The following is a 24,789-nucleotide window of genomic DNA, read 5'->3' as shown; positions in this document are numbered from 1 at the left end:
ATTCGATCGGCATGACGCCGGGTTCATGACGTTCGGTCGTCGCAAAAGGCGAGAACGTCGTCGACATAGTCGGCAAATTCGCTGATTCCGTGGTCGCTGCCTTCGATCACGCGCGTTTTCGCGCCCGGGTAGTGGGCGAGCATCTCGCGGTAGTCCAGCACTTCGTCGCCCGTCGCCGCGAACAGATAGTAGCGTTCGGGCCGCGAAATCGCCGGCACGCGCAGCGCATCGAGCTCCTGCAGGTGATGGCGTTCGACGACGATCGAGCCGCCGCCGTGCCACAGCGGCTGTTCGCCCAGATGCTGCTCGAGGTCGCGCTGCGGCACGATCGCCGGATTCAGCAGCACCGCCTTCCAGCCGTGCTTTTCGGCGAGCCAGGTCGCGTAGTAGCCGCCGAGCGAGCTGCCGATCACCGTCACGTCGCGCACCCCGGCCACCGCGGCTTCCGCGACGGCGATCGCCTCGAGCGGCGACACCGACAGCGACGGACAGCGCCATTCGGGCGTGCGGCCGAGCTCGGCCATGCGCGCGGCGAGGAGCCGCGACTTCTGCGACTCCGGCGACGACCGGAACCCGTGCAGGTACAGGATCACGCGCGGCTCCCGAGCGCGTCGAGCAGCTTCTGGTGCACGCCGCCGAAGCCGCCGTTGCTCATCACGAGCACGTGGTCGCCCGGACGCGCGGCCTCGACGACCGACTTCACCAGGAGATGGAGATCGTCGAACGCGCGAGCCTTGTCGCCGAGCGGCGCGAGCGCGTCGCCGAGGTTCCAGCCGAGCGCGTCGCGCCCGGTCGGCGCGCCGTAGCCGAACACCAGGTCGGCGTCGGCGAGACTGGCCGGCAGTTGCGCCTTCATCACGCCGAGCTTCATCGTGTTCGAACGCGGCTCGAGCACCGCGAGAATGCGGGAATTTTGGCGGCCGATGCGTGCACGAAGGCCGGCGATCGTGGTTTCGATCGCGGTCGGATGGTGCGCGAAGTCGTCGTAGACGGTTACCCCGTCCACGCTGCCGCGCACTTCCATGCGCCGCTTCACGTTGCGGAACGATGCGAGCGATTCAGCGGCCTGCGCGGGCGGCACGCCGACGTGGCGGGCGGCGGCGATCGCCGCGAGCGCGTTCATCCGGTTGTGGTCGCCCTGCACCTGCCACGCGACTTCACCGACACGCTCGGCCTGCGAATACACGGCGAAGCGCTCGTCGACCGGCACGCCGTCCTCGGCCGGCAGCGCCTGCCAGCCGCCGTCGACGCCGAAGCGCTCGACCTCGCTCCAGCAGCCGCGCGCGAGCACGCGCTCGAGCGCGTCCGAGCGGCCGTTGGTCACGATCCGGCCGACGCCCGGCACGGTGCGCACGAGATGATGGAATTGCGTTTCGATCGCGGCGAGATCCGGGAAGATGTCGGCGTGATCGAATTCGAGATTGTTGAGCACCGCGGTGCGCGGCCGGTAATGGACGAACTTCGAGCGCTTGTCGAAGAACGCCGTGTCGTATTCGTCGGCCTCGATCACGAAGAAACTCGAATCGGTCAGCCGCGCCGACACGCCGAAGTTCAGCGGCACGCCGCCGATCAGAAAGCCCGGGTTCAGCCCGGCATCTTCCAGCAGCCACGCGAGCATCGACGACGTGGTCGTCTTGCCGTGCGTGCCCGCGACCGCCAGCACCCACTTGCCTGCCAGCACGTGTTCGCCGAGCCATTGCGGGCCGGATACATAAGGCAGGCCGCGATCGAGGATCGCCTCCATCAGCGGGTTGCCGCGCGTGACGACGTTGCCGATCACGAACAGGTCGGGTTTCAGGTCGATCTGCTCGGCGCCGTAGCCCTCGATCAGCGTGATGCCCTGTGCTTCGAGCTGCGTGCTCATCGGCGGATAGACGCCCGCGTCGCAACCCGTCACCGTGTGGCCGGCCTCGCGCGCGAGCACGGCGAGACCGCCCATGAAGGTGCCGCAGATGCCAAGAATGTGGATGTGCATAGATGAATGCTTTCGCGCCGCCGGGCGCCGTCGATTCGGAAAGAATGGTCTGCGGCACGCCGGACGGGCCGCCCGGCCAACGACTTTCGCCGCGACACAAAGACCGTCATTGTAACTGACGGCCCGCCGTGCCCGGCGGCCCGAACGACGGATCCGGATGCCGCGCGGCACGGCGGACGACGCGCGGCCGCACCGCGTTCGGCCGCCGCACGATCGAGTATGATTGCCGGATCATGTCTCGCAAACCTCTTGTCGACCCGCGGCGCGCCCGCGAGGAAATCGCCCAGTCCGCCGCCCGCCTGATCGCGGAGGACGGCCTCGATTACGCCAGCGCGAAACGCAAGGCCGCGCGCCAGCTGTTCGGCGACACGCGCGTTGCCGGCGAATGGCTGCCGGATAACGACCTGATCGAGGAAGAACTGCGCGAGTACCTCGCCCTGTTCCAGAGCGACACGCAGCCGGACGAACTGCGCCGCCTGCGCGAGATCGCGCTCGACTGGATGCGCCGGCTCGCCGAGTTCAATCCGTACGTGACGGGCGCGGTGCTGAACGGCACCGCGAACGCGCATTCGGATATCCATTTGCAGATCTTCACCGACAACCCGAAGGACGTCGCGATCTACCTGCTGAACCAGAACGTTCAGTACGACGTGTCCGAGACGCGGCATTTCGCCGGTCGCGCCGACGTCGAGACGCTCAGCTTCCTGTGGCGCCCGCGGCGCGACGTGGACGCGATCGGCATTCACGTCGCGCTCTACGCGAGCGACGACCTGCGCGGCGCGGTCAAGGCCGACGCGCGCGGCCGGGTCGCCCGCGCGGACGCCGCCGCCTTGCGTGCGCTCGTCGAAGCCAGCAACGCCCCTTCCGAACCGGAATGATTCAACGATGATGATGAAACGCATGTTGCCGCTCGCGGTGGTCGCGGCCGCCGCCGTCGCCGGCGGGCTCGCCGCCGGCCACTGGTTCCGCGGCGGCAGCGCCGATGACGGCGTCGCCGTCGCCGCGCCCGCTGCGCAGGGCAGCCCGGTCGACCAGCTGTGGGCCGCGTCGCTGACCGGCGTCGACGGCAAGCCGGCGTCGCTCGCCTCCTTCAAGGGCCAGAAGGTCGTGGTCAATTTCTGGGCGTCGTGGTGCGGCCCGTGCGTCGAGGAGATGCCGGAGCTCGTCGCGCTGTCGCACCAATACAAGCAGAAAGGCATCCGCTTCATCGGGATCGGCGTCGATTCCGACCAGAACGTGAAGAACTTTCTCCAGAAGGTGAAGGTCGACTATCCGGTTTTCGTCAGCGGTTATGCGGGCGCCGATCTGGCCCGTAATTTCGGAAATACCGCCGGCGCGCTGCCGTTTACGGTCGTCATCGACGAAACCGGCAAGATTCGCGAGACAAAATTAGGACAAATCCAACCGGCCGAGCTGAAAAAGACCCTCGACGCGTTGTGATCGCCCTGAACGGCGGCCAGCACGTTGGCGGCGATTTGTACGTCGATCGCCGCAATTTCACGTGAATTCGCTGATACTTTGCAGCCGCACCGGTAATTCTTGCAGGTCCAGCGCGCTCAGCCGTTCGGCAAAACTAGACAAATTTCTCTAAATAGCGCTAAAGTTCGCGCAATTCCGCAGAAATAGAAGCGACCATGACACGATTGCTGGTGCTGCACGGCCCCAACCTGAACCTTCTCGGCACCCGGGAACCGGAGGTGTACGGCCGCGTCACGCTTGCGCAGATCGATCAGGCGCTTGCCGCGCGAGCCCAGGAAGCCGGCGCCGAACTGTCGTCGTTCCAGAGCAACCATGAAGGCGCGCTCGTCGACCGCATTCAGGCCGCGCGGGAGGAACAGACCGATTTCATCCTGATCAATCCCGCCGCGTATACGCACACGAGCGTCGCGATCCGGGACGCGATCGCCGGCGTCGGCATCCCGTTCGTCGAGGTTCACCTGTCGAACGTGCACCGCCGCGAAGCGTTCAGGCATCACTCCTACTTTTCCGACCAGGCCGAAGGCGTGATCTGCGGGCTCGGCTGGAAAGGTTATCTGTACGCGCTCGAGTACGCGCTGGACAAGCTGCAAGGCGCGTCGCGCGGCTGATTTCGCGATCTAGATTCAGCGCCGGTCCCACCGGCGCTTTCACGTATTGAAAGGGGAATTCCCGATGGATCTTCGTAAGCTGAAAACTCTGATCGACCTCGTTTCCGAATCCGGCATCTCCGAGCTGGAAGTCACGGAAGGCGAAGGCAAGGTGCGTATCGTCAAGAACGCGCCGCCGGTCTACGTGCAGCCGACGGCTGGGTATGCCCCGCAAGTCAGCGCGCCCGCTCCGTCGGTCGCGCTGCCGACCGAAGGCGCTGCCGCGCCGGCAGCAGGCGCCGCCGCCGCACCGGCCGCCCCGCAAGGCCACGTCGTGACGTCGCCGATGGTCGGCACGTTCTATCGCGCGCCGTCGCCGGGCGCGGACCCGTTCGTCCAGGTGGGCGACACGGTCAAGGAAGGCCAGACGATCTGCATCATCGAAGCGATGAAGCTGCTCAACGAGATCGAGTCGGACAAGGCCGGCGTGATCAAGGAAATCCTCGTCGAGAACGGCCAGGCCGTCGAATACGGCCAGCCGCTTTTCGTGATCGGCTAAGTCCGCCGCGCGGCCTGTCCGGCCGCGCGCCGCCGATGCTCGCCAGGCGCCGTTCGCGCGCCCCTCGAAGAGACGAATACTCGCTATGTTTGAAAAAATCCTCATTGCCAACCGCGGTGAAATCGCGCTGCGCATCCAGCGCGCGTGCCGCGAACTCGGCGTCAAGACGGTGGTCGTCTACTCGGAAGCCGACAAGGAAGCCAAGTACGTGCGCCTCGCGGACGAAGCCGTCTGTATCGGCCCGGCCCCGTCGAACCTGAGCTACCTGAACATGCCGGCGCTGATCAGCGCCGCGGAAGTCACCGATGCCGAGGCGATCCACCCCGGCTACGGCTTCCTGTCCGAGAACGCCGACTTCGCGGAACGCGTCGAGCAGTCGGGCTTCACGTTCATCGGCCCGCGCCCGGAAACGATCCGGATGATGGGCGACAAGGTCACCGCGAAGCAGACGATGATCAAGACCGGCGTGCCGTGCGTGCCGGGCTCGGAAGGCGCGTTGCCGGACGATCCGAAGGAGATCGTGAAGATTGCGCGCGCGATCGGCTATCCGGTCATCATCAAGGCAGCGGGCGGCGGCGGCGGGCGCGGGATGCGCGTCGTGCACACCGAAGCCGCGCTCGTGAACGCGGTCAACATGACCCGCGAGGAAGCCGGCCGTGCGTTCGGCAACCCGCAGGTGTACATGGAGAAGTTCCTCGAGAACCCGCGCCACATCGAAATCCAGGTGCTGTCGGACGCGCACAAGAACGCGATCTGGCTCGGCGAGCGCGACTGCTCGATGCAGCGCCGGCACCAGAAGGTGATCGAGGAAGCGCCGGCGCCCGGCATTCCGCGGCGCCTGATTGAGCGCATCGGCGACCGCTGTGCGGACGCGTGCAAGAAGATGGGCTATCTCGGCGCCGGCACGTTCGAATTCCTGTACGAGAACAACGAGTTCTACTTCATCGAGATGAACACGCGCGTGCAGGTCGAGCACCCGGTGTCGGAGATGATCACGGGCGTCGACATCGTGCAGGAACAGATCCGCATCGCGGCCGGCGAGAAGCTCGCGCTGCGCCAGCGCGACATCGAGTTCCGCGGACATGCGATCGAATGCCGGATCAACGCGGAAGATCCGTTCAAGTTCACGCCGTCGCCGGGCCGGATCACGTCGTGGCATACGCCGGGCGGCCCCGGCGTGCGCGTCGACTCGCATGCGTACAATGGCTATTTCGTACCGCCGAACTATGATTCGATGATCGGCAAGCTGATCACCTACGGCGCCACGCGCGACCAGGCGATCCGCCGGATGCGCATCGCGCTGTCGGAAATGGTCGTCGAAGGCATCCAGACCAACATCCCGCTGCACCGCGAGCTGATGATCGACTCGAAGTTCGTCGAAGGCGGCACCAGCATCCACTATCTCGAACACCGGCTCGCCCAGAAGCAGCAGGTCGCACCGGAAGAAGCGTAAGCATGAGCTATCGCGAACTCGTCGTCGAACTGGCCCGTGAGCATGCGGAGGCGCTGTCCGACGCGCTGCTCGACCTCGGCGCGCTGTCGGTGTCCGTCGAGGACGCCGACGCCGACACGCCCGACGAACAGCCGCTCTTCGGCGAGCCCGGCCTCGTTCCCGAACGCACCGCGTGGCAGCACTCGCGCGTGATCGCGCTGCTGTCGCCCGATCACGACCCGGCCGTGCTGCTCGCGGCGGCCGCGAACGAGATCGGCGTCGCCGACACGCCGACGTTCGACGTGCGCGAAGTCGAGGAACAGGACTGGGTGCGGCTCACGCAGTCGCAGTTCGAGCCGATTCCGATCGGCGAGCGGATCTGGGTCGTGCCGTCGTGGCACGACGCGCCCGACCCCGACGCGCTGATCCTCGAACTCGACCCCGGTCTCGCGTTCGGCACCGGCAGCCACCCGACCACGCGTCTGTGCATGGAATGGCTCGAACAGTCGGTGAAGCCCGGCCAGTCGGTGCTCGACTACGGCTGTGGCTCGGGCATTCTCGCGATCCTCGCGCGGAAATGCGGGGCGAACCCCGTGGTCGGCATCGACATCGATCCGCAAGCGGTCGAATCGGCGCGCCAGAACAGCGAACGCAACCATGCGGAAGTCACGTACGGGCTGCCCGATGCGTGCCCGGCCGGCGAATTCGACATCGTCGTCGCCAACATCCTGTCGAACCCGCTGAAACTGATGGCGTCGATGCTCGCATCGAAGGTGAAACCGGGCGGGCGCATCGCGCTGTCGGGCGTGCTCGCGCGCCAGGCGGACGAAGTCGCGGCCGTCTATGCGCGCTACGTCGACATCTCGGTCTGGCGCGAACACGAAGGTTGGGTATGCCTCGCCGGAACGCGGCGGGAAAGCCATTAGAATAGCGCTGTCCTTCACTCTGGCCAGCAGGCCGCCCGGCTCGACATGCTTCTTGCGACGCGCTGCCCTCATTGCGAAACCGTCTTCCGGCTGCAGCAGGAACAGCTCGCGCTGCATGACGGGCTCGTGCGTTGCGGACACTGTCAGCAGGTCTTCGACGCATCGCAGTCGCTCGTACCCGATCCGGCACCGCCGGAATCCGCGCTGACCGAAGCGGCGCCGGTCGAGCCGGCCGCCGCCAACCCGCAACACGACGCCGCGCCCGCGCGGCTCTTCACCACCGACGCACCGGTCGAACCGGCGGCCGGTTCCGATTACCAGCCGGAAGGCTGGGACATGTGGGCGCCGTGGCTCGATGCCGGCGTCGACCCGTCCCTGCAGCACAGTGTCGAGACCGTGCGCGCCGAGCCGCTGATCCCGCTTGCGCTGCCGTCGACGGAATCCGGTGTGGTTCACCTGTCCGGCACGCCGGCGCCGATCGCATCGCAGCCGGCCGAGTTGCACGCCGTCGCCGCGCGATCGGCCGGACCGGATGCAGTGCCGCCCGAAACCGACGAACCGCTCACGCCGCTCACCGAACCCGACCTGCGCGAACCGCGCTTCGTCGCGCCCGCGCCGTCGGTCGAACCCGCCGCAGCAGCGCCCGTCGAACCGGTCGGCAACGCGCGCTTCGCCGTGCCCGACGACGAGCACGCGCCACGCGAACCGCGCTTCGCGTTCAGGCCGGTGCAAGCCGAGCCCGGACTCGAACCGAAACCCGAACCCGACACCCGCGCCGAACGTGCCGCCGCACCGGCCGCAGCCGCCAGCGAACCGGGTGCCGAACCGGACGTACAACCGGCCGTCCAACCGGCCGTCCCCTTCCCCGCCGCACTGTCCGACGACGACCGCCCGCCCTTCGCCGTGACGCGCGAGCCGCGCGCGCAGCAGCGACGTGGAACGCTCGGCGGCTTTTTCGGCGGCCTCGTCGCGGCCGTGCTCGCGGTGCTGCTCGTCGCGCAGCTCGCGTGGTGGCAGCGCGAAACCGTGATGATCTACTGGCCCGTCACGCAGGGCTGGTTCCGGCAGGCGTGCGCGCCGCTCGGCTGCAAGGTGACGCCGCCGCGCGCGATCGACGGCCTGCGGCTCGACGCGGCCGACCTGCGCCAGATCGACGGCCCGCGCGTGCTGGAGTTGAAGGTGCCGCTGACGAACCGCTACCGCGTCGCGCTCGCCTACCCGTCGCTCGAGCTGACGCTGCTCGACGACACGAATCACGTGACCGTGCGCCGCGTGCTCGCGCCGCGCGACTACGTGCGCCCGGGCATGCCGATCGACGCCGGGCTGCCGCCCGGCACGACGCAGACGATGGTCGTCCGTCTCGACACGAACGGCGCGCCCGCCTCGAATTTCCGCGTCCAGATCTTCTATCCGTGACGCCCCGCGGCGCGCGCATGCGCGCCGTCTCAACCCGCGCGCCGCTGCGGCGCGCTATTTCGGAGCACGAACATGAGCAAAGTTACGCTGGGTGGCAACCCGATCGATCTCGCCGGCACGTTCCCGGCCGTCGGCTCGCAAGCCCCCGACTTCAAGCTGGTCGGCAAGGACCTCGCCGACCTGTCGCTCGCCAGCTTCGCCGGCAAGCGCAAGGTACTGAACATCGTCCCGAGCCTCGATACGCCCACCTGCGCGACGTCGACCCGCAAGTTCAACGAAGCCGCGTCGTCGCTCGACAACACCGTCGTGGTGGTCGTGTCCGGCGACCTGCCGTTCGCCGCCACGCGCTTCTGCACGACCGAAGGCCTCGCGAACGTCGTGACGGCTTCGACGTTCCGCGGCGGCCGCGCGTTCGCGAACGCATACGGCGTCGACGTGACGAGCGGCCCGCTGAACGGCCTGACGGCCCGCGCGGTCGTCGTGCTCGACGCGCAGGACAAGGTGCTCCACGCGGAACTCGTCGGCGAGATCAAGGACGAGCCGAACTACGACGCAGCGCTCGCCGCACTGAAGTAACCCGCAGCCGCCCGGCCCTGCCGCGCGAGGCCCGACAGCCTGCGCGCGCCGGCCGGGCAGCCGCCTCCCTTTGCTCTCTACAGGAACGCACGCCTTGACTACGCTGATTTGCGGCTCGCTCGCCTACGACAACATCATGACCTTCGAAGGCCGGTTTCGCGAGCACATCCTGCCCGACCAGGTTCACCTTCTGAACGTGAGCTTCCTCGTGCCGACGATGCGTCGCGAATTCGGCGGTTGCGCGGGGAACATCGCCTACGCGCTGCACATGCTCGGCGGCGACGCGCGCATCATGGCGACGGTCGGCGCGAACGACGCCGATCGCTATCTCGAGCGTCTCGACAGCCTCGGCCTGTCGAAGGCCAGCATACGCGTGGTGCCCGAAACGCACACCGCGCAGGCGATGATCACGACCGATCTCGAGAACAACCAGATCACCGCATTCCACCCGGGCGCGATGATGCAGTCGCACCTGAACCGCGCGGACGAAGTGTCGGGCGTGAAGCTCGGCATCGTCGCGCCGGACGGCTTCGACGGGATGGTCCAGCACGCCGAGCAATTCGCGAAGGCCGGCATCCCGTTCATCTTCGATCCGGGCCAGGGCCTGCCGCTGTTCGACGGTGCGACGCTGCGCCGCATCATTGAACTCGCCACCTTCGTTGCGGTCAACGACTACGAGGGCAAGCTCGTCAGCGACAAGACGGGCTGGTCCGAACAGGAAATCGCTAGCCGGGTTCAGGCGTTGATCATCACGCGCGGCGAGCGCGGCGCCACCATTCTTCACAAAAACGGCGAAGAACAGATTCCGGTCGTGCAAGCCGAGCGTGTCGTCGATCCGACCGGCTGCGGCGACGCCTTCCGGGGCGGCCTGCTGTACGGCATCGAGAATGGCCTCGACTGGGCAACCACGGGCCGCCTCGCGAGCCTGATGGGCTCGATCAAGATCGCCCACCAGGGGCCTCAAACTTACGCACTGACGCGCGCCGAAATCGACGCGCGCTTCGAGGCTGCCTTCGGGTACAGTCTCAAATGAATATTGTGGGAGAGCAAAGATGTTGACCAAGAAAACCCTCACGCTCGCTGCCATGCTGACGGCCACGCTGACGCTCGCCGGCTGCTTCACGGCGCCGGGCTCGGCAGATGTCTATAGCGTCGGCCAGGCGCAGCGCGAGCAAACCGTGCGCATGGGCACCGTCGAAAGCGTCCGTGCGGTGCGCATCCAGTCCGATGGCGGCGGCAGCGCGATCGGCACGCTCGGCGGCGGCGCGCTCGGCGCAGTCGCGGGCAGCGCGATCGGCGGCGGCAAGGGATCGATCCTGACGGCCATCGCGGGCGGTCTCGTCGGCGCGGTCGCAGGCAACGCGGTCGGCGAAAACCTCAGCACGGCGAACGGTGTCGAAATCACCGTGCGCCTCGACAACGGCGACCTGCGCTCGATCACGCAGGCAGCGAGCGGCGAAGTGTTCCGCGCCGGCGAACGGGTGCGACTGCTGTCGAGCGGCGGCGTCACGCGCGTCACGCACTAACGAGCATCCTCAGCGCGCGGCGCAAGCCGCGGTCGAACGCATGTGCGAAGCTGCACATGCGTTTTTTTTCGTCCGTGCCCGGCAGCCGGCCGGCCCATCGATGCAGGCGGACGAAAAAAATCCCGCCACCTGAACCAGATGGCGGGATCGATTGAGTAGCGCTACTCAACCCGCGGACACCGCGTGAGTGTCCGGGTAGTGCTGGTCAGCCGCGATTACGGACGGCTGCCGGTCGGGAACGGCCATGCCGCTGCCGGGTTGAGCGCGGTCTTCACGCCCGATGCCGGCGCGACCGATGCGGTCGACGCGGTGGTTGCCGGTGCAGCCTTCTTCACGACGGCCTTCTTCGGAGCAGCAGCCTTCTTCGGTGCAGCGGCCTTCTTCGCCGGTGCGGCAGCCTTCGGAGCAGCGGCAGCCTTCGGTGCAGCAGCGGCCTTCGGTGCAGCGGCAGCCTTCTTCGCAGGGGCAGCCTTCTTGGCAGGCGCAGCCTTCTTCGCAGCAGCCTTCTTCGCAGGCGCAGCCTTCTTGGCGGCAGCCTTCTTCGCCGGCGCGGCCTTCTTGGCAGCAGCCTTCTTCGCCGGTGCTGCCTTCTTCGCAGCAACCTTCTTCACCGCGACTTTCTTGGCTGCAACCTTCTTCGCAGCGGCCTTCTTCGCCGGTGCTGCCTTCTTCGCGGCAACCTTCTTCACCGCGACTTTCTTCGCAGCAACCTTCTTCGTTGCGACCTTCTTTGCCGCGACCTTCTTCGCAGCAGCCTTCTTCGCCGGTGCTGCCTTCTTCGCGGCAACCTTCTTCACCGCGACCTTCTTCGCAGCAACCTTCTTCACCGCAGCGGCCTTCTTCGCCGGAGCAGCAGCCTTCTTCGCAACGGTCTTCTTGGCAGCAACCTTCTTAGCAGCCGGTTTCTTCTTGGCAGTAGCCATGTTGTTCTCCTTCAGGTTCAGATGAGAGTCAGTTCAAACTACACCCTTCGTCAAAACCCGCTTCCCGCGGACGCTGTTCAGGACGTGCGCTTCGAAGCGGGCTATTCATCGGCGTACGCGGATACCACGCGCTTACGCTAATGAATACGGTATGGCGCGCGTGACCCCATGGCCTCGCGCGCCAAATCAAGTCGGTAGCCGGCGCGCCTCGCGCCGCCACCCCTAATCGCTTGATCAAGCGGACCGCCACACGGCCGTCCGCTTTTTCCGGAGGGAAGTTTGCCCATCCCACTGAAGGGTTCGCAAAGTGCCGATCATGTCGTTGGGCCGTTAAGGCACCGGGCATGCTTTGCATCAGGCGTTCTTGCTCCTAAACCTTGGGCCGGGGCCGAGAGGCCGCCGGCTGCTCACATCATGTGACGGGTTCGCTGCTGCGGGTTATTCCCAGGACAGCGCGCCGCCCGTCTGATACTCGATCACACGCGTCTCGAAGAAGTTGCGTTCCTTCTTCAGGTCGATCATCTCGCTCATCCACGGGAACGGGTTTTCCTCGTTCGGGAACAGCGGGTCGAGGCCGATCTGCTGGCAACGGCGGTTGCTGATGAAGCGCAGATAGCTCTTGAACATCGACGCGTTCAGACCCAGCACGCCGCGCGGCATCGTGTCCTCGGCGTAGCGGTATTCGAGTTCGACAGCCTGCTTGAACAGCTCGCGGATCTCGGCGCGGAATTCCGCGGTCCAGAGATGCGGGTTCTCGAGCTTGATCTGGTTGATCAGGTCGATGCCGAAATTGCAGTGCATCGACTCGTCACGCAGGATGTACTGATATTGCTCTGCAGCACCCGTCATCTTGTTCTGGCGGCCGAGCGCGAGAATCTGCGTGAAGCCGACATAGAAGAACAGGCCTTCCATGATGCAGGCGAACACGATCAGCGACTTCAGCAGCTTCTGATCCGCTTCGAGCGTGCCGGTCTTGAAGGCCGGGTCCGTCAGCGTGTGGATGAACGGGATCAGGAATTCGTCCTTCGCGCGGATCGACGTGACCTCGTGGTACGCGTTGAAGATCTCGCCTTCGTCGAGACCGAGCGATTCGACGATGTATTGGTACGCGTGCGTGTGGATCGCCTCTTCGAACGCCTGGCGCAGCAGGAACTGCCGGCACTCGGGCGCCGTGATGTGGCGGTACGTGCCGAGCACGATGTTGTTCGCGGCGAGCGAATCGGCCGTCACGAAGAAGCCGAGGTTGCGCTTGACGATGCGGCGCTCGTCCTCGGTCAGACCGTTCGGATCCTTCCACAGGGCGATGTCGCGGGACATGTTGATTTCCTGCGGCATCCAGTGGTTCGCGCAACCCGCCAGATACTTTTCCCACGCCCACTTGTACTTGAACGGCACCAGCTGATTGACGTCAGTCTGGCCGTTGATGATGCGCTTGTCTGCAACGTTGACCCGCGCCTCCGAACCGCCGGCGGGAACAGCCGATGCTTGCGGCGGCACCGCAAGATCGCCTTCGAAAATGTCGCGGACCTGATGGGCGGCAGGCGTTGCAGCCTGCATTCCGACAGCCATCCCTGCGGAGGTGCGCAACGCGTTTTGCTGCGCTCCGCTCGCGGGGGTTACGGCAGTCTTCTCGTCATCCCAGTTGAGCATAAATTCTCACCATCAATTTAGAACGGTTTGTACCATCTTTTCCTGAGCGATAAAAGGGCTCGCTCACGAAAAATCCTTTTTTCGATTCGCGTTGCGACCTCGATACAACACTTTGAGCAACGCATCGTCGTTCATGCAGCGCGCGACGTGTGTCGCACGTGTATCGCGAGGTGCGCTCGACGCATCGAACGCTGATCGAAACGCGACGTCGTCGGGGATGTTTCGATCGCTTGTCACTGCCTGCAACGCGAGTGCCGCGTTACAGATTCCTTATCATTTTTTTAGTTGAGAGCGGCGCACACTTCAACCTCGATCGGTTGTCGTGCGCGCCGCCCGAACCTTCTTCAGGTCATGCGCGCCGCGTTACTGGCACGCTTCGCACTCGTCGAAGCCGGGATCGCCCGGGCGCATCGTGCATACCGGACCGTCCGCTTCGACCGGTGCGAGTGCCGGTGCCGCGTCGACTGCGCCCGACGACGACGCTGCGCCGCCCGCTGCACCGAAGCCGCCTGCCGCGCCTTGCGCGCCGCCGCTGCTCGAGCCGCCGCTCGTCGGCACTGCGTTCAGCGCGCCGTGTGCAACCGTCGACTTCTCGACGTGCGTCGCCGCCATCGTGCGGAGGTAGTAGGTCGTCTTCAGACCGCGCAGCCACGCGAGCTTGTAGACCTCGTCGAGCTTCTTGCCCGACGCGCCGCCCATGTAGATGTTCAGCGACTGCGCCTGGTCGATCCACTTCTGGCGACGCGATGCCGCTTCGACCAGCCACGTCGGGTCGACTTCGAACGCGGTCGCGTAGATCGCGCGCAGGTCGGCCGGGATGCGGTCGATGCGCGACAGCATGCCGTCGAAGTACTTCAGGTCGGCGACCATCACTTCGTCCCACAGGCCGCGTTCCTTCAGGTCGCGGACGAGGTACTCGTTGACCACCGTGAATTCGCCCGACAGGTTCGACTTCACGTACAGGTTCTGGAAGGTCGGCTCGATGCACGCCGACACGCCGATGATGTTCGAGATCGTCGCCGTCGGCGCGATCGCGACGCAGTTCGAGTTGCGCATGCCGTGCGCGGCGATCCGCGAACGCAGCGTCGTCCAGTCGAGCGACTCGGACGTGTCGACCTCGACGTAGCCGCCGCGCGCTTCCGTCAGCAGCTTCAGCGTGTCTTGCGGGAGGATGCCGCGATCCCACAGCGAGCCGCGGTAGCTCGAGTAGCGGCCGCGTTCCTCGGCCAGCTCGGTCGACGCGTAGTACGCGTAGTAGCAGACCGCTTCCATCGAACGATCGGCGAACTCGACCGCCGCTTCCGACGCGTACGGCGTGCGCAGCAGGTGCAGGCAGTCCTGGAAGCCCATGATGCCCATGCCGACCGGACGGTGCTTCAGGTTCGAGTTACGCGCCTTCGGCACCGCGTAGTAGTTGATGTCGATCACGTTGTCGAGCATGCGCATCGCGACGCTGATCGTGCGCTTCAGCTTGTCGTGGTCGAGCGCGTAGCTGCCGTCGGCCTGCTTCACCAGGTGGGCGACGAGGTTCACGGAGCCGAGGTTGCACACCGCGATTTCGGTGTCGCTCGTGTTCAGCGTGATTTCCGTGCACAGGTTCGACGAGTGGACGACGCCGACGTGCTGCTGCGGTGAGCGCACGTTGCACGGATCCTTGAACGTGATCCACGGGTGGCCCGTCTCGAACAGCATGCCGAGCATCTTGCGCCAGAGCTGCTGCGCCGGGATCTTCTTGAACAGCTTGATCTCGCCGCGCGCAACCTTGTCTTCGTAAGCCGTGTAAGCCGCCTCGAACTCCGCGCCGAACTTGTCGTGCAGGTCCGGGCAGGTCGACGGCGAGAACAGCGTCCAGTCGGCGCCTTCCATCACGCGCTTCATGAACAGGTCGGGAATCCAGTTCGCCGTGTTCATGTCGTGCGTACGGCGGCGATCGTCGCCGGTGTTCTTGCGCAGCTCGAGGAACTCCTCGATGTCGAGGTGCCACGATTCGAGGTACGCGCACACCGCGCCCTTGCGCTTGCCGCCCTGGTTGACCGCGACGGCCGTGTCGTTGACGACCTTCAGGAACGGGACCACGCCTTGCGACTTGCCGTTCGTGCCCTTGATATGCGAGCCGAGTGCGCGCACGCGGGTCCAGTCGTTGCCGAGACCGCCGGCGAACTTCGACAGCAGCGCGTTTTCCTTCAGCGCTTCATAGATGCCGTCGAGGTCGTCCGCGACCGTCGTCAGGTAGCACGACGACAGCTGCGAGCGGTGCGTGCCCGAGTTGAACAGCGTCGGCGTCGAGCTCATGAAGTCGAAGCTCGACAGCACGTTGTAGAACTCGATCGCGCGCGTTTCGCGGTCGATCTCGTTCAGCGACAGGCCCATCGCGACACGCATGAAGAATGCCTGCGGCATTTCGATGCGGCTGCCGTCGACGTGCAGGAAGTAGCGGTCGTACAGCGTCTGCAGGCCGAGGTAGCCGAACTGCAGGTCGCGGTTCGCGTCGAGCGCTTCGCCCAGACGCTTCAGGTCGAACTGAAGCAGCTTGTCGTCGAGCAGGCCGGCGTCGACGCCGCGCTTCAGGAACTGCGGGAAGTATTCCGCGTAGCGGGCCGACATCTCGGCCTGGACCACTTCCTCGCCGAGGATCTCGCGACGGATCGTGTGCAGCAGGATGCGGGCCGTGACCTGGCTGTATGCCGGATCCTTTTCGATCATCGTGCGCGCAGCGAGGATCGCCGAGTCGTAGACCTGGCTCATCGGCACGCCGTCGTACAGGTTCTTCACCGTTTCCGCGACGATCGGGTCAGGGTTAACCGCAGCGCCGAGACCGTCGCATGCGGACACGATCAGCGCGCGCAGTGCGTTCAGGTCGAGCGGGCGCGTGACGCCGTTGTCGACGACGTTGATGCCGGTGCTCGACTCGCCGCCCGCTGCCGCTGCTTCCTCGCCCGCATGCTGGCGCTCGAGGTGACGCTTCTCGCGATACAGCACGTACGCACGCGCGACGTTGTGCTCGCCGCCGCGCATCAGCGCGAGTTCGACCTGGTCCTGGATGTCTTCGATATGGAACGTACCGCCGTTCGGACGGCTGCGCACGAGCGCGCGCACGACGTTGTGCGTGAGCTGCTCGACGAGTTCGCGTACGCGTGCCGATGCCGCGCCCTGCCCGCCATTGACGGCCAGGAAAGCCTTGGTCACCGCAATCGCGATCTTCGAAGGCTCGAACGACACCACGCTGCCGTTGCGGCGGATCACCTTGTAGTCGGCGAACGTGGCCTGCGGCGCGAGCGCCTGCGCGCCCTGTTCGGTCCCGCCGAGCGGACGGCTCGAGGCGCTCTCGTACTGGGACGTCGCGTTGTCGGTGGTTTGCATGTGCAAAGCTCCTGGTGTTGGATGGTGCGGAGAGAACCGCGGATTAAAACGAACGCTGCGCTATCGGATGCGCGAGCGGTAAGAGGCGAGCGATGCGTCGGGGAAGCCGGTTCGGTCGATGCGCGACAACCGATCCGGTCGTGTGCTTCGTCATGTGTACGCTGCCCCGTCGAAGTTCGCTGCGCTTGATTGCGACGCCCGGACCGCCCGGCCTGGCGCGCCGCACTGAGAACCCTGGCCGCCGGCGTTGCCCGCCGGCCGGTGCCGCTCGGGTTTCCCCTGCGACACACACTATATCTAGTACAGAACCGCTCAACTGGCACCAAGTATAGTGGACATTCCGGCGACATCAAAACGGAGAATTTTCGCCGGAGGTATTGACATCAACCCGGCCGCCCGGACGGGCAGACGCGACAAGGCATTGGTCGGAAAAAAAAATTTCGCCCGCTCAAAAACCCTGCGATCAGTGCTGACAGAAAGGAAAGTATTCGGCGGAAAACCCGGCATCGCTCGCGAAGCGTTGCCAATCGAAGTGCGGACCCGGGTCGGTCTTGCGGCCCGGCGCGACGTCGGAATGCCCGGCCACCGCATCGATCGGGTAGCGCGCGGCGAGCGTGCGTGCGAGCACCCCGAGCGTCGCGTACTGCGCCGCGTCGAACGGCACGTCGTCCGCACCTTCGAGTTCGATGCCGATCGAGAAGTCGTTGCAGCGCGGCCGGCCGAAGAACTCGGACGCGCCCGCATGCCATGCACGCTCGTCGCACGACACGAACTGCACGAGTTCGCCGTCGCGGCGGATCAGGAAGTGCGCGGACACGCGCACGTCGCGCAGGTGACGCTGGTAATAGGGGTGCGTATCGCAATCGAGGCGATTCAGGAACAGCGCCTCGATCGCATCGCCGCCGAACTCGCCGGGCGGCAGGCTGATGTTGTGGACGACGACGAGCGTCGGCACCGCGCCCGCGGGCCGAGCCTCGAAATTCGGCGACGGCGCGTGGCGCGCTTCGCGCACCCAGCCGTTCGCGTCGACCGACAGCAGCGCTGCGTCGCTCATCGGGCGTCGTGGCCGCTCGCGTGTGCGCCGTGGCGCTGCGCGTGCTCGGTGCTGCAGAAGTATTCGCCGCCCGCGGCGACGGCGTCGCCCTGCGGCGTATGCACGCCGCATTCGGCGCAACGCACCATCGGTTCGGGCAGCGAGCGCGCGTCGCCGTTCGGGCGTGCCGCCCCGGCGCCAGGACCCGGTGCGCCGTCGTTGCCGCCACCGCGGCCGGCGCGCGCCTGCGCGTGCTCCTGGGCCTGGCGCAGCTTGCGCGTGAGCCACGAACCCGCGAAGAAGAGAAGAATCAGGAGGAGAATCTGTCGCATCGGAAACCTGCGTTCAAACCACGGAGCGGTGCAGCAGCACCTCGAAAACGAACCGGCTGCCGACATACGCGAGCAGCAGCGCGGCAAACGACACGAGCACCCAGCGCGCGGCGCCGCGCCCGCGCCAGCCCGACGTCTTGTGGGCGACCAGCAGGCCGCCGAACATCAGCCACGACAGCACCGCGAACACGGTCTTGTGATCGAGCCGCAGCGCGCGTGCATCGACCTGCTCGCTGAACAGGATCCCCGACGCGAGCGTCAGCGTCAGCAGCACGAAGCCGGCGCCGATCAGGCGGAACAGCAGCTTCTCGAGCGTGAGCAGCGGCGGCAGCGTTTCGAGCCAGCTCGCGATCCAGCCGGTCGAGCCGTCGCGCCCGCCGCTCCTCAGCGACTGCAGGCGCCGCTCGACCATCAGCATCAGGACCGCGTGCAGCGCGGCGATCGCGAAAAGGCCGTACGCGATGTTCGCGATCAGGAAGTGCATCTTGAACAGCGGCGCTGCGGCATAAGGCAGCACCCGCACGCCGCCGAACACGAGCGGCAGCAGCGACGCGCCGCACGCGAGCGGCAGCACGAGCAAGCGCAGGCTGTCGAGCGGGAAGAAGAAGCTCTCGATCCAGTAGATGCCGGCGCCGAGCCAGAACATCGCGGACAGCGCGAACGCGAAGCCGAAGACCATCGCGTCGTGCGGGAAGATCGTCGTGTGCAGCAGCACGCCGTGCGCGACGAGCGCCGCGAACAGCAGCGCGCGGCCGGCGCCGCTCATTCCCGACGCGGCGGACGCCGGCACCGGCACGGCCGGCACGCTCGCGACGAGCGGCGTCGCACCCTGGCGGTGCGTGCGCCAGCCTGCGACGGCGAGGCCGCCGTACAGGAATGCGGTGAGGGCATACAGTACAATATCCATGTTCGAAGTTTACACTAGGCCCCCTTCCCGCGACGGCTCCCTTTTGTACGGTTCCGTTGCGCCTTCGGGCCCCACTGTCCATCGCTCCCCATGCTCGACAATCTCACTCAACGGATGGCGCGCGTCGTCAAGACGCTGCGCGGCGAGGCCCGGCTTACCGAGGCGAACACCCAGGAGATGCTCCGCGAGGTGCGTCTCGCGCTGCTGGAAGCCGACGTCGCGCTGCCGGTCGTCCGCGAATTCATCGCCAAGGTCAAGGAAAAGGCGCTCGGCGAGGAAGTGATCAGCAGCCTGTCGCCGGGCCAGGCGCTCGTCGGCGTGGTCCAGAAGGAACTGACCGCCGTGATCGGCGGCGACTACGAAGGCAAGGCCGCCGAGCTGAACCTCGCGGTCACGCCGCCCGCCGTGATCCTGATGGCCGGCCTGCAGGGCGCCGGCAAGACCACGACCGCCGGCAAGCTCGCGAAACTCTTGCGCGAGAAGTACAAGAAGAAGGTGCTGACGGTGTCGTGCGACGTGTATCGCCCGGCCGCCATCATGCAGCTGAAAACGGTGAGCGAACAGGTCGGCGCCGATTTCTTCCCGTCGACGCCGGACCAGAAGCCCGTCGACATCGCACTCGCGGCCGTCGACTGGGCGAAGCGCCACTACCATGACGTGCTGATCGTCGACACGGCCGGCCGCCTCGGTATCGACGAGGCGATGATGCAGGAAATCGCCGCGCTGCACGGCACGCTGAAGCCGGCCGAAACGCTGTTCGTCGTCGACGCGATGCTCGGCCAGGACGCGGTCAACACCGCGAAGGCGTTCAACGACACGCTGCCGCTCACCGGCGTCGTGCTGACCAAGCTCGACGGCGATTCGCGCGGCGGTGCCGCGCTGTCGGTGCGCCACATCACGGGCAAGCCGATCAAGTTCGTCGGCGTCGCCGAGAAGCTCGACGGCCTCGAGGTGTTCCACCCGGACCGGATGGCGAACCGGATCCTCGGCATGGGCGACATCCTCGCGCTCGTCGAGGAAGCGCAGCGCGGCGTCGACGTGCAGGCCGCGCAGAAGCTCGCCGACAAGGTCAAGAAAGGCGGCGACTTCGACCTGAACGATTTCCGCGCGCAGATCTCGCAGATGAAGAACATGGGCGGCCTGTCGTCGCTGATGGACAAGCTGCCCGCGCAGTTCCAGCAGGCGGCGGCCGGCGCCGACATGGGCCAGGCCGAGAAGTCGATCCGCCGGATGGAAGGCATCATCAGCTCGATGACGCCCGCCGAGCGCGCCAAACCCGAAATCATCAAGGCGACGCGCAAGCGCCGCATTGCAGCCGGCGCGGGCGTGCCGGTGCAGGAAGTCAACCGGATGCTGAACCAGTACGACCAGATGCGTACGATGATGAAGAAGCTGAAGGGCGGCAACATGCAGAAGATGATGCGCGGCCTGAAGGGCATGATGCCCGGCATGCGCTGATTCCGCCCGTCGGCCGGCGCGCGGGTTTTTGCCGTAGCGCGCGCCAGCCGTTCTGCTTCATTCTTATTTGTATACCGACTGCCCGCCAGAACTCATGAACCGCGAAGAAGCCCTCCACATTTTCGAACACTCCGAAGAGATCGTCTCGGCGGACGCCGTCAACGCGTCGATCGCCCGGATGGCCGAAGCGATCCGCGCCGAGATCGGCGACGCGTTCCCGCTCGTCCTCTCGGTGATGGGCGGCGCCGCGGTGTTTACCGGGATGCTGCTGCCGCATCTCGATTTCCCGCTGGAATTCGACTACATCCACCTGACCCGCTACCGCAACACGACGCAGGGCAGCCCGGAGATGCACTGGCGCGTCGCGCCGCGCGAATCGGTGAAGGACCGCATCGTGCTCGTGCTCGACGACATCCTCGACGAAGGCGAGACGATGGCCGCGATCCGCGACCGCATCCTCGACATGGGCGCGAAGCGCTTCATGTCCGCCGTGCTGTGCGAGAAGACGCTCACGAAAGCGAAACCGCTGCATCCCGACTTCTGCGGCTTCTCGGTGCCCGACCGCTACGTGTTCGGCTGCGGGATGGACGCCAAGGGCTACTGGCGCAACCTGCCGACGATCCGTGCGCTGACCGCGAACGTCTGATCGCCGCCCTGCCCGCTATATAAATGGAAAGCGGCGCTCCGGTTGCCCGGAGCGCCGCTTTTTTTCGTCGGTACGCACCGACGCGTTACATCTGCAGCTGGTGCACGAACGCCTTGATGCCGGCGAGCAGCATCTCGACCGAGATCGCGACGAGCACGAGACCCATCAGCCGCTCGAACGCGGCGACGGTCCGCTCGCCGAGCCACTGCTGGATCCGTTCGGCCAGCACCAGCGTGATCGCGCAGACGATCATCGTGACCGTCAGCGCGCCGACCCACTCGAACATCTTGCCCGGCGCCTGCGACGTCAGCAGCATCACCGTCGCGAGCGCGGACGGCCCGGCCAGCGCGGGAATCGCGAGCGGCACGATGAACGGTTCACCGCCTGCGCGCGGATCGCTGCCGAGCGCGCCGTCCGGATGCGGGAAGATCATCCGCAGCGCGATCAGGAACAGCACGATCCCGCCGCCGAGCCGCAGCGACAGGTCGGTGAGGTTCATCATCCGCAGGAAGCGGTCGCCGACCACCATGAAGAACAGCAGGATCACGAACGCGATCCCGACTTCACGCAGGATCAGCTTCACGCGCCGCTCGCGCGGCACGTCCCGCATCGCCGTGATGAACAGCGGGATGTTGCCGAGCGGATCCGTGATCAGCACGAGGAGCACGGTGGCCGACAGGAAGGTGTATTCCACCGTGTCCTCCGGTCGAAGCGCTTAGCGCGCGAGCGCGGCGCGGATCTTCTCCGTCACCGTCGCCGCGGCCGCGTCGGCCGGCAGCAGCGTCGCCTCGGCGTCGCGGCGGCCCTGATACTCGATCTTGCCTTCCTTCAGGCCGCGCTCGCCGATCACCAGGCGATGCGGCACGCCGATCAATTCCCAGTCGGCAAACATCACGCCCGGGCGCTCGCCGCGATCGTCGAGGATCACGTCGATGCCGGCCGCGGCCAGTTCCGCGTACAGCTTGTCGGCGGCCTCGCGGACCATGTCGCTGCGATCGTAGCCCATCGGGCACAGCACGACTTCGAACGGCGCGATCGACTCGGGCCAGATGATGCCGCGCTCGTCGAAGTTCTGTTCGATCGCCGCGCCGAGAATGCGCGTGACGCCGACGCCGTAGCAGCCCATCAGCATCGGCTGCGGCTTGCCCGACTCGTCGAGGAAGGTCGCGCCCATCGCTTCCGAGTACTTCGTGCCGAGCTGGAACACGTGGCCGACTTCGATGCCGCGGCAGATGTCGATCTCACCCTTGCCGTCCGGCGACGGATCGCCCTTCTTCACGTTGCGCACGTCGGCGACGTCCGGCTCCGGCAGGTCGCGGCCCCAGTTCACGCCCGCGATGTGATAGTCGACCTCGTTCGCGCCGACGACGAAATCGCTCATGTTCGCGACCGTGCGATCGGCGATCACCTTCACCGGCTTCTTCGTGCCGACCGGGCCGAGGTAGCCCGGCGGCGTGCCGAACCACTCGACGATTTCCTGCTCGGTCGCGAAGCGGTGGTTCTTCAGCCCCGGCAGCTTCGACACCTTGATCTCGTTCAGGTCGTGGTCGCCGCGCAGCATCACGAGCCAGATGGTCGGCTCGGCGCCTTCGTTGTCGGTGGCGAGCACGATCGACTTGATCGTGCGCTCGAGCGGGATCGACAGCAGTTCGGCAACGGCCTCGCACTTCGCCTTGCCGGGCGTCGCGACCTTTTCCATCGCTTCGGCAGGTGCCGCGCGTTCGGCGATCAGCGGCAGCGCTTCGGCCGCTTCGACGTTCGCCGCGAAGTCGGACGTCGGGCAGTAGGCGATCGCATCCTCGCCGGTATCGGCGATCACGTGGAACTCGTGCGAGAAGTTGCCGCCGATCGAGCCGCTGTCGGCCGCAACCGCGCGGAACTCGAGGCCGAGGCGCGTGAAGATGCGCACGTATGCGTCGTACATCTTGCGATACGACTCGTTCAGGCCGGCCGCGTCCTTGTCGAACGAGTACGCGTCCTTCATGATGAACTCGCGGCCGCGCATCACGCCGAAGCGCGGACGGATCTCGTCGCGGAACTTCGTCTGGATCTGGTAGAAGTTCACCGGCATCTGCCGGTAGCTCTTGATCTGGTTGCGCGCGATGTCGGTGATGACTTCCTCGTGCGTCGGCCCGATCACGAAGTCGTTGTCCTTGCGGTCCTTGAAGCGCAGCAGCTCGGGGCCGTACTGCTCCCAGCGGCCCGATTCCTGCCACAGCTCGGCCGGTTGCACGGCCGGCATCAGCAGCTCGATGGCGCCTGCCCGGTTCATTTCCTCGCGCACGATCGCCTCGACCTTGCGAATCGAACGCAGGCCGACCGGCAGGTAGTTGTAGATGCCGCCGGCGACGCGACGGATCATGCCGGCGCGCACCATCAGCTTGTGGCTGACGATCTCTGCGTCGGCCGGTGCTTCTTTGAGGGTGCCGATAAAGAAACGGGAAGCTTTCATGCGGACGGTTCCAAATACGGCGCCCCCAGGCGGGGCGCCCGAAAAAGTTTCAAGGTGAAAAAGCTGCGCGCGACGAACGACGATGGCGCAGATGACTTAGCAGACAAATCAGGGACAATTCAGCCGGTGTACCCCGCGCGGTTTCGCTCCGTCACGGTGCGCAGCGCCCGTTATCTGTTTATAATCAAAGCAATTTTAAAGGATTCGAAGGTGGTTGTATGCTGGATCGTGAAGGCTTTCGCCCGAACGTCGGCATCATCCTCTTGAACGCGCGCAACGAGGTGTTTTGGGGCAAGCGGCTCCGCGAGCATTCCTGGCAGTTTCCTCAAGGTGGGATCAAGTACGGCGAGACCCCCATGCAGGCGATGTACCGGGAACTGCACGAGGAGACGGGCCTGCACCCGGAACACGTCAAGATAATCGGCCGCACTCGCGACTGGTTGCGTTACGAGGTGCCTGACAAGTTCATCAAACGCGAAGTACGCGGACATTACCGCGGCCAGAAGCAGATCTGGTTCCTTCTGCGGATGGTCGGACGCGATTGCGACATTTGCTTGCGCGCGACCGACCACCCGGAGTTCGATGCGTGGCGCTGGAACGAGTACTGGGTGCCGCTCGATGCGGTGATCGAGTTCAAGCGGGATGTCTATCAGTTGGCGCTGACGGAACTGTCGCGCTTCCTGCGCCGCCCGGCGCAGCGAGCCGAAAAGCCGCGTGGGCCGCGTCTGTCGCGCTATCCGCGCGTCATCGGCGCGCAGGCCCAGCAGACGCTGACGATTGTCGACACATCGGTGGTCTGTTCGGAGATCGAAGTGGAGGCGAGCACGCTCGACGAGATGCCGCCCCGCGTGATCGTCGGCAAATGACGAGTCGGACTGCATGACCGGGCGCGACCTTGGTGTCGCGCCCTTTTTTTACGAGGAATGCATATTGAAAGCGATTGCTCTCGCGCTCGCATCGATCGTCGCGGCGGCCACGCTGGCCGGTTGCGCGAATTCGAAGACGCCGACCAACAAGGATGACAGCGAGTTCGTGTACCTGCTGGACCGCCAGGGCAACTGGAAGGAAAACCCGGTCGACACGCTGCCGCCGCTGCCGCAAGCGGGCGATCTGCTGCCGTTCAACGTGTCGCAGAACACGCCGCTCAAGTTCTCCGTCGATGCGAAGTCGCTCGCGGTCGGCAGCGACGGCGTCGTGCGCTACGCAGTCGTCATCACGAGCCCGGCCGGCGCGCGCAACGTGAACTACGAAGGCATCCGCTGCGACACCTACGAATGGCGTCAGTATGCAGGCCTGAATTCGGATCACGACGGCTGGGACCGCACGGTCGAGAACGACTGGCGTCGCATCGAGAACGGCGAGCTGAACGCGTACCACTCGGCGCTGTACCAGGACTATTTCTGCGCGAACAAGATGCCGCAGGGCACGACCCAGCAGATCCTCGAGAACATCAAGTTCCATCGCACCGCGATGAGCCAGCTGCGCTGACCACGCAACCGAGGCCGGCTACCCGGCCTCGTTTCGCTTCGTCACAACAAAAAGCCCGCGCAAT

Annotated in this window: 25 protein-coding genes; 14 read left to right on the top strand and 11 right to left on the bottom strand. The window is 65.9% G+C overall.

Going from position 1 to position 24,789, the window contains the following annotated elements; genetic code table 11:
• Window positions 1-23 precede the first annotated feature (23 nt).
• A complete protein-coding gene (locus U4Z64_RS10370; protein WP_044844196.1) occupies window positions 24-593 on the bottom strand; it encodes a YqiA/YcfP family alpha/beta fold hydrolase in 570 nt (189 codons plus the stop codon).
• Window positions 590-2,128, bottom strand: a complete 1,539-nt coding sequence (gene mpl, locus U4Z64_RS10365) for a UDP-N-acetylmuramate:L-alanyl-gamma-D-glutamyl-meso-diaminopimelate ligase (RefSeq protein ID WP_321820044.1) — start codon at window positions 2,126-2,128, stop codon at window positions 590-592. Before mpl ends, U4Z64_RS10370 begins: the two co-directional genes overlap by 4 nt.
• Before the next feature lie 80 nt (window positions 2,129-2,208).
• Here mpl and U4Z64_RS10360 point away from each other — a divergent pair, with 80 nt between their 5' ends.
• From U4Z64_RS10360 to U4Z64_RS10315, 10 genes are all read left to right on the top strand, one after another.
• On the top strand, window positions 2,209-2,853 hold the full coding sequence (locus tag U4Z64_RS10360; RefSeq protein ID WP_124488239.1) for a UDP-N-acetylmuramate--alanine ligase: 645 nt from the start codon (window positions 2,209-2,211) through the stop codon (window positions 2,851-2,853).
• 7 nt (window positions 2,854-2,860) lie between these two features.
• Entirely contained in the window at window positions 2,861-3,415 is a 555-nt protein-coding gene (locus U4Z64_RS10355; protein ID WP_124488238.1) for a TlpA family protein disulfide reductase, read from the top strand.
• A gap of 194 nt (window positions 3,416-3,609) precedes the next feature.
• Entirely contained in the window at window positions 3,610-4,062 is a 453-nt protein-coding gene (aroQ, locus tag U4Z64_RS10350; protein ID WP_040143361.1) for a type II 3-dehydroquinate dehydratase, read from the top strand.
• A 64-nt stretch (window positions 4,063-4,126) separates the two neighbouring features.
• Window positions 4,127-4,600 carry an acetyl-CoA carboxylase biotin carboxyl carrier protein gene (gene accB / locus U4Z64_RS10345; protein ID WP_044844199.1) on the top strand — a complete coding sequence of 158 codons (474 nt, stop codon included), beginning with the start codon at window positions 4,127-4,129 and terminating at the stop codon, window positions 4,598-4,600.
• An 85-nt stretch (window positions 4,601-4,685) separates the two neighbouring features.
• Window positions 4,686-6,053: an acetyl-CoA carboxylase biotin carboxylase subunit gene (accC, locus tag U4Z64_RS10340; protein ID WP_044844200.1), complete on the top strand. Its 1,368-nt coding sequence runs from the start codon at window positions 4,686-4,688 to the stop codon at window positions 6,051-6,053.
• A 2-nt stretch (window positions 6,054-6,055) separates the two neighbouring features.
• Window positions 6,056-6,958: a 50S ribosomal protein L11 methyltransferase gene (gene prmA, locus U4Z64_RS10335; RefSeq protein ID WP_321819903.1), complete on the top strand. Its 903-nt coding sequence runs from the start codon at window positions 6,056-6,058 to the stop codon at window positions 6,956-6,958.
• Window positions 6,959-7,003: 45 nt separating this feature from the next.
• Entirely contained in the window at window positions 7,004-8,374 is a 1,371-nt protein-coding gene (locus U4Z64_RS10330) for a DUF3426 domain-containing protein (protein WP_321819902.1), read from the top strand.
• A gap of 72 nt (window positions 8,375-8,446) precedes the next feature.
• The gene (tpx, locus tag U4Z64_RS10325; RefSeq protein WP_044844203.1) at window positions 8,447-8,950 is read left to right on the top strand and encodes a thiol peroxidase; all 504 of its coding nucleotides are present in this window, start codon (window positions 8,447-8,449) and stop codon (window positions 8,948-8,950) included.
• Between the two features lie 94 nt (window positions 8,951-9,044).
• On the top strand, window positions 9,045-9,983 hold the full coding sequence (locus U4Z64_RS10320; protein WP_044844204.1) for a carbohydrate kinase family protein: 939 nt from the start codon (window positions 9,045-9,047) through the stop codon (window positions 9,981-9,983).
• Window positions 9,984-10,002: 19 nt separating this feature from the next.
• Window positions 10,003-10,476, top strand: a complete 474-nt coding sequence (locus U4Z64_RS10315; protein WP_011883213.1) for a glycine zipper 2TM domain-containing protein — start codon at window positions 10,003-10,005, stop codon at window positions 10,474-10,476.
• A gap of 215 nt (window positions 10,477-10,691) precedes the next feature.
• Here the strand turns inward: U4Z64_RS10315 and U4Z64_RS10310 are convergent, their stop codons facing one another.
• From U4Z64_RS10310 to U4Z64_RS10280, 7 genes are all read right to left on the bottom strand, one after another.
• A complete protein-coding gene (locus U4Z64_RS10310; RefSeq protein WP_044844205.1) occupies window positions 10,692-11,399 on the bottom strand; it encodes a histone H1-like DNA-binding protein in 708 nt (235 codons plus the stop codon).
• A 28-nt stretch (window positions 11,400-11,427) separates the two neighbouring features.
• Window positions 11,428-11,754, bottom strand: a complete 327-nt coding sequence (locus U4Z64_RS10305; protein WP_082088468.1) for a hypothetical protein — start codon at window positions 11,752-11,754, stop codon at window positions 11,428-11,430.
• Between the two features lie 83 nt (window positions 11,755-11,837).
• Entirely contained in the window at window positions 11,838-13,049 is a 1,212-nt protein-coding gene (locus U4Z64_RS10300; RefSeq protein ID WP_044844206.1) for a ribonucleotide-diphosphate reductase subunit beta, read from the bottom strand.
• 363 nt (window positions 13,050-13,412) lie between these two features.
• The gene (locus tag U4Z64_RS10295) at window positions 13,413-16,409 is read right to left on the bottom strand and encodes a ribonucleoside-diphosphate reductase subunit alpha (protein ID WP_044844207.1); all 2,997 of its coding nucleotides are present in this window, start codon (window positions 16,407-16,409) and stop codon (window positions 13,413-13,415) included.
• Window positions 16,410-16,872: 463 nt separating this feature from the next.
• Window positions 16,873-17,463: a 1,6-anhydro-N-acetylmuramyl-L-alanine amidase AmpD gene (ampD, locus tag U4Z64_RS10290; protein ID WP_321819901.1), complete on the bottom strand. Its 591-nt coding sequence runs from the start codon at window positions 17,461-17,463 to the stop codon at window positions 16,873-16,875.
• Entirely contained in the window at window positions 17,460-17,774 is a 315-nt protein-coding gene (locus tag U4Z64_RS10285) for a PP0621 family protein (RefSeq protein WP_124488231.1), read from the bottom strand. Before U4Z64_RS10285 ends, ampD begins: the two co-directional genes overlap by 4 nt.
• Before the next feature lie 13 nt (window positions 17,775-17,787).
• Window positions 17,788-18,681, bottom strand: coding sequence for an inner membrane protein YpjD (locus U4Z64_RS10280; RefSeq protein ID WP_124488230.1), 894 nt, complete (start codon window positions 18,679-18,681; stop codon window positions 17,788-17,790).
• A 90-nt stretch (window positions 18,682-18,771) separates the two neighbouring features.
• Here U4Z64_RS10280 and ffh point away from each other — a divergent pair, with 90 nt between their 5' ends.
• Together ffh and U4Z64_RS10270 are read left to right on the top strand one after the other, a co-directional pair.
• On the top strand, window positions 18,772-20,139 hold the full coding sequence (gene ffh, locus U4Z64_RS10275; protein WP_039317379.1) for a signal recognition particle protein: 1,368 nt from the start codon (window positions 18,772-18,774) through the stop codon (window positions 20,137-20,139).
• Between the two features lie 94 nt (window positions 20,140-20,233).
• Window positions 20,234-20,785 carry a hypoxanthine-guanine phosphoribosyltransferase gene (locus U4Z64_RS10270; protein ID WP_044844211.1) on the top strand — a complete coding sequence of 184 codons (552 nt, stop codon included), beginning with the start codon at window positions 20,234-20,236 and terminating at the stop codon, window positions 20,783-20,785.
• An 85-nt stretch (window positions 20,786-20,870) separates the two neighbouring features.
• Here the strand turns inward: U4Z64_RS10270 and U4Z64_RS10265 are convergent, their stop codons facing one another.
• Window positions 20,871-21,479 carry a MarC family protein gene (locus U4Z64_RS10265; protein ID WP_044844212.1) on the bottom strand — a complete coding sequence of 203 codons (609 nt, stop codon included), beginning with the start codon at window positions 21,477-21,479 and terminating at the stop codon, window positions 20,871-20,873.
• Between the two features lie 21 nt (window positions 21,480-21,500).
• Window positions 21,501-23,237, bottom strand: a complete 1,737-nt coding sequence (locus tag U4Z64_RS10260) for a proline--tRNA ligase (protein WP_044844213.1) — start codon at window positions 23,235-23,237, stop codon at window positions 21,501-21,503.
• Window positions 23,238-23,455: 218 nt separating this feature from the next.
• Between U4Z64_RS10260 and U4Z64_RS10255 the strand changes: the two genes are divergently transcribed.
• Window positions 23,456-24,103 (top strand): RNA pyrophosphohydrolase, encoded by a 648-nt coding sequence (locus U4Z64_RS10255; protein WP_044844214.1) that lies wholly within the window; start codon window positions 23,456-23,458, stop codon window positions 24,101-24,103.
• Between the two features lie 13 nt (window positions 24,104-24,116).
• Window positions 24,117-24,725 carry a CNP1-like family protein gene (locus U4Z64_RS10250; protein WP_044844215.1) on the top strand — a complete coding sequence of 203 codons (609 nt, stop codon included), beginning with the start codon at window positions 24,117-24,119 and terminating at the stop codon, window positions 24,723-24,725.
• Window positions 24,726-24,789 lie beyond the last annotated feature (64 nt).

It is taken from the genome of Burkholderia sp. BCC1996 (genome assembly GCF_905339955.1).
Lineage (GTDB): Bacteria > Pseudomonadota > Gammaproteobacteria > Burkholderiales > Burkholderiaceae > Burkholderia.
This window is presented reverse-complemented; position numbering and strand designations above follow the sequence as displayed.

What these genes read in the sequence shown, in the direction of transcription:
- U4Z64_RS10355 (WP_124488238.1), top strand. Translation starts at nt 2,861, where the DNA reads ATGATGATGAAACGCATGTTGCCGCTCGCGGTGGTCGCGGCCGCCGCC.
- tpx (WP_044844203.1), top strand. Translation starts at nt 8,447, where the DNA reads ATGAGCAAAGTTACGCTGGGTGGCAACCCGATCGATCTCGCCGGCACG.
- U4Z64_RS10260 (WP_044844213.1), bottom strand. Translation starts at nt 23,237, where the DNA reads ATGAAAGCTTCCCGTTTCTTTATCGGCACCCTCAAAGAAGCACCGGCC.
- U4Z64_RS10310 (WP_044844205.1), bottom strand. Translation starts at nt 11,399, where the DNA reads ATGGCTACTGCCAAGAAGAAACCGGCTGCTAAGAAGGTTGCTGCCAAG.
- U4Z64_RS10295 (WP_044844207.1), bottom strand. Translation starts at nt 16,409, where the DNA reads ATGCAAACCACCGACAACGCGACGTCCCAGTACGAGAGCGCCTCGAGC.
- U4Z64_RS10300 (WP_044844206.1), bottom strand. Translation starts at nt 13,049, where the DNA reads ATGCTCAACTGGGATGACGAGAAGACTGCCGTAACCCCCGCGAGCGGA.
- U4Z64_RS10305 (WP_082088468.1), bottom strand. Translation starts at nt 11,754, where the DNA reads ATGCAAAGCATGCCCGGTGCCTTAACGGCCCAACGACATGATCGGCAC.
- prmA (WP_321819903.1), top strand. Translation starts at nt 6,056, where the DNA reads ATGAGCTATCGCGAACTCGTCGTCGAACTGGCCCGTGAGCATGCGGAG.
- U4Z64_RS10330 (WP_321819902.1), top strand. Translation starts at nt 7,004, where the DNA reads ATGCTTCTTGCGACGCGCTGCCCTCATTGCGAAACCGTCTTCCGGCTG.
- U4Z64_RS10250 (WP_044844215.1), top strand. Translation starts at nt 24,117, where the DNA reads ATGACCGGGCGCGACCTTGGTGTCGCGCCCTTTTTTTACGAGGAATGC.
- U4Z64_RS10315 (WP_011883213.1), top strand. Translation starts at nt 10,003, where the DNA reads ATGTTGACCAAGAAAACCCTCACGCTCGCTGCCATGCTGACGGCCACG.
- U4Z64_RS10270 (WP_044844211.1), top strand. Translation starts at nt 20,234, where the DNA reads ATGAACCGCGAAGAAGCCCTCCACATTTTCGAACACTCCGAAGAGATC.
- U4Z64_RS10280 (WP_124488230.1), bottom strand. Translation starts at nt 18,681, where the DNA reads ATGGATATTGTACTGTATGCCCTCACCGCATTCCTGTACGGCGGCCTC.
- aroQ (WP_040143361.1), top strand. Translation starts at nt 3,610, where the DNA reads ATGACACGATTGCTGGTGCTGCACGGCCCCAACCTGAACCTTCTCGGC.
- ampD (WP_321819901.1), bottom strand. Translation starts at nt 17,463, where the DNA reads ATGAGCGACGCAGCGCTGCTGTCGGTCGACGCGAACGGCTGGGTGCGC.
- ffh (WP_039317379.1), top strand. Translation starts at nt 18,772, where the DNA reads ATGCTCGACAATCTCACTCAACGGATGGCGCGCGTCGTCAAGACGCTG.
- accB (WP_044844199.1), top strand. Translation starts at nt 4,127, where the DNA reads ATGGATCTTCGTAAGCTGAAAACTCTGATCGACCTCGTTTCCGAATCC.
- U4Z64_RS10285 (WP_124488231.1), bottom strand. Translation starts at nt 17,774, where the DNA reads ATGCGACAGATTCTCCTCCTGATTCTTCTCTTCTTCGCGGGTTCGTGG.
- U4Z64_RS10255 (WP_044844214.1), top strand. Translation starts at nt 23,456, where the DNA reads ATGCTGGATCGTGAAGGCTTTCGCCCGAACGTCGGCATCATCCTCTTG.
- accC (WP_044844200.1), top strand. Translation starts at nt 4,686, where the DNA reads ATGTTTGAAAAAATCCTCATTGCCAACCGCGGTGAAATCGCGCTGCGC.
- U4Z64_RS10360 (WP_124488239.1), top strand. Translation starts at nt 2,209, where the DNA reads ATGTCTCGCAAACCTCTTGTCGACCCGCGGCGCGCCCGCGAGGAAATC.